This window comes from Caulobacter sp. UNC279MFTsu5.1, from assembly GCF_900114015.1.
Taxonomy (GTDB): Bacteria; Pseudomonadota; Alphaproteobacteria; order Caulobacterales; family Caulobacteraceae; genus Caulobacter.
Window position 1 is genome coordinate 2,501 of sequence record NZ_FORN01000090.1, and the last position, 2,222, is coordinate 4,722.

Below are 2,222 nucleotides of genomic sequence, written 5' to 3' on the forward strand. Positions count from 1 at the left end.
CTAATCAAACTCCGAATACCCGAGAGAGATATCTGGGAGACACACGGCGGGTGCTAACGTCCGTCGTGAAAAGGGAAACAACCCTAACCATCATCTAAGGCCCCCAAGTTCTGGCTAAGTGGGAAACGATGTGGGTTTGCTTTGACAACCAGGATGTTGGCTTAGAAGCAGCCATCATTTAAAGAAAGCGTAACAGCTCACTGGTCAAGCGAACCTGCGCGGAAAATGTAACGGGGCTCAAGCCAGACGCCGAAGGTATGGGTTTGCTCTTTGAGCAAGCGGTAGCGGAGCGTTCCGTAAGCCGGTGAAGGTGAGGCGCGAGCCTTGCTGGAGGTATCGGAAGTGAGAATGCTGACATGAGTAGCGATAAAGAGTGTGAGAGACACTCTCGCCGAAAGCCCAAGGGTTCCTGCGTAAAGCTAATCTGCGCAGGGTTAGTCGGCCCCTAAGGCGAGGCCGAAAGGCGTAGTCGATGGGAATCAGGTGAATATTCCTGAACCAGTTGGAAGTGACGGATCTGGTAAATTGTTCGGGCTTATTGGATTGCTCCGGGCAGTGAACAGGTCCCTGGAAATAACTCCAACGGAGACCGTACCCGAAACCGACACAGGTGGGCAGGTAGAGTATACCAAGGCGCTTGAGAGAACTATGCTGAAGGAACTCGGCAAATTGCACGCGTAACTTCGGGATAAGCGTGACTCTTCTTTGGGCAACCAGAAAAGAGTGGCACAGGCCAGGGGGTAGCGACTGTTTATCAAAAACACAGGGCTCTGCGAAGCCGCAAGGCGACGTATAGGGTCTGACGCCTGCCCGGTGCCGGAAGGTTAAAAGGAGTGGTGCAAGCTGCGAATTGAAGCCCCGGTAAACGGCGGCCGTAACTATAACGGTCCTAAGGTAGCGAAATTCCTTGTCGGGTAAGTTCCGACCTGCACGAATGGCGTAACGACTTCCCCACTGTCTCCAGCATAGGCTCAGCGAAATTGAATTCCCCGTGAAGATGCGGGGTTCCCGCGGTCAGACGGAAAGACCCTATGAACCTTTACTGCAGCTTCGCCTTGGCGTTAGCAGCAACATGTGTAGGATAGGTGGGAGGCTATGAAACCGGGGCGCCAGTTCCGGTGGAGCCATCCTTGAAATACCACCCTTATTGTTGCTGACGTCTAACCGCGGCCCGTTATCCGGGTCCGGGACATGGCGTGGCGGGCAGTTTGACTGGGGCGGTCGCCTCCCAAAGTGTAACGGAGGCGCGCGATGGTGGGCTCAGACCGGTCGGAAATCGGTCGTCGAGTGCAATGGCATAAGCCCGCCTGACTGCGAGACTGACAAGTCGAGCAGAGACGAAAGTCGGCCATAGTGATCCGGTGGTCCTGCGTGGAAGGGCCATCGCTCAACGAATAAAAGGTACTCTAGGGATAACAGGCTGATTTTGCCCAAGAGTCCATATCGACGGCAAAGTTTGGCACCTCGATGTCGGCTCATCACATCCTGGGGCTGGAGCAGGTCCCAAGGGTTCGGCTGTTCGCCGATTAAAGTGGTACGTGAGCTGGGTTCAGAACGTCGTGAGACAGTTTGGTCCCTATCTGCCGTGGGTGTACGAGACTTGAGAGGATCTGTCCCTAGTACGAGAGGACCGGGATGGACACACCTCTGGTGGACCTGTCATGGCGCCAGCTGTGCAGCAGGGTAGCTAAGTGTGGAATAGATAACCGCTGAAAGCATCTAAGCGGGAAACTAACCTCAAAACAAGGTCTCGCTGAGAGCCGTGGTAGACCACCACGTTGATAGGCCAGGTGTGGAAGCGCTGTGAGGCGTGTAGCTTACTGGTACTAATAGCTCGATAGGCTTGATCGTTCTTCAGTCAAACCCATGACTGCTTTACACGACATTCGATGTCTTCTTCACAACATGCTCAGCCTCGCAAGAGGCTGACAGCATCCTTTTTGCTGACCTGGTGGCTATGCCGGGGGTTCCCCACCCGATCCCATTCCGAACTCGGTCGTTAAGTCCCCCAGGGCCAATGGTACTTCGTCTCAAGGCGCGGGAGAGTAGGTCGCCGCCAGGTCCGCTAAAAGGATGCCCAAAGAGCCCAGCTCAAGTCCAGAACCCTCCCAACACGATACACAAACTACCCACTTCGCCGCGGGGTGGAGCAGCCCGGTAGCTCGTCAGGCTCATAACCTGAAGGTCACAGGTTCAAATCCTGTCCCCGCACCCAAGATCTA

1 tRNA gene and 2 rRNA genes (1 of these 3 cut by a window edge) are annotated in these 2,222 nt (G+C 55.0%); all 3 read left to right on the plus strand.

The annotated features are described in order from the left end of the window. Positions 1-1,851, plus strand: a 23S ribosomal RNA gene (locus BM066_RS25595); it begins 938 nt to the left of the window's first position. A 96-nt stretch (positions 1,852-1,947) separates the two neighbouring features. Then, a 5S ribosomal RNA gene (gene rrf / locus BM066_RS25600) occupies positions 1,948-2,062 on the plus strand. 76 nt (positions 2,063-2,138) lie between these two features. Then, positions 2,139-2,215: transfer RNA gene (locus BM066_RS25605), tRNA-Met, on the plus strand. The last annotated feature ends 7 nt before the right edge of the window (positions 2,216-2,222 follow it).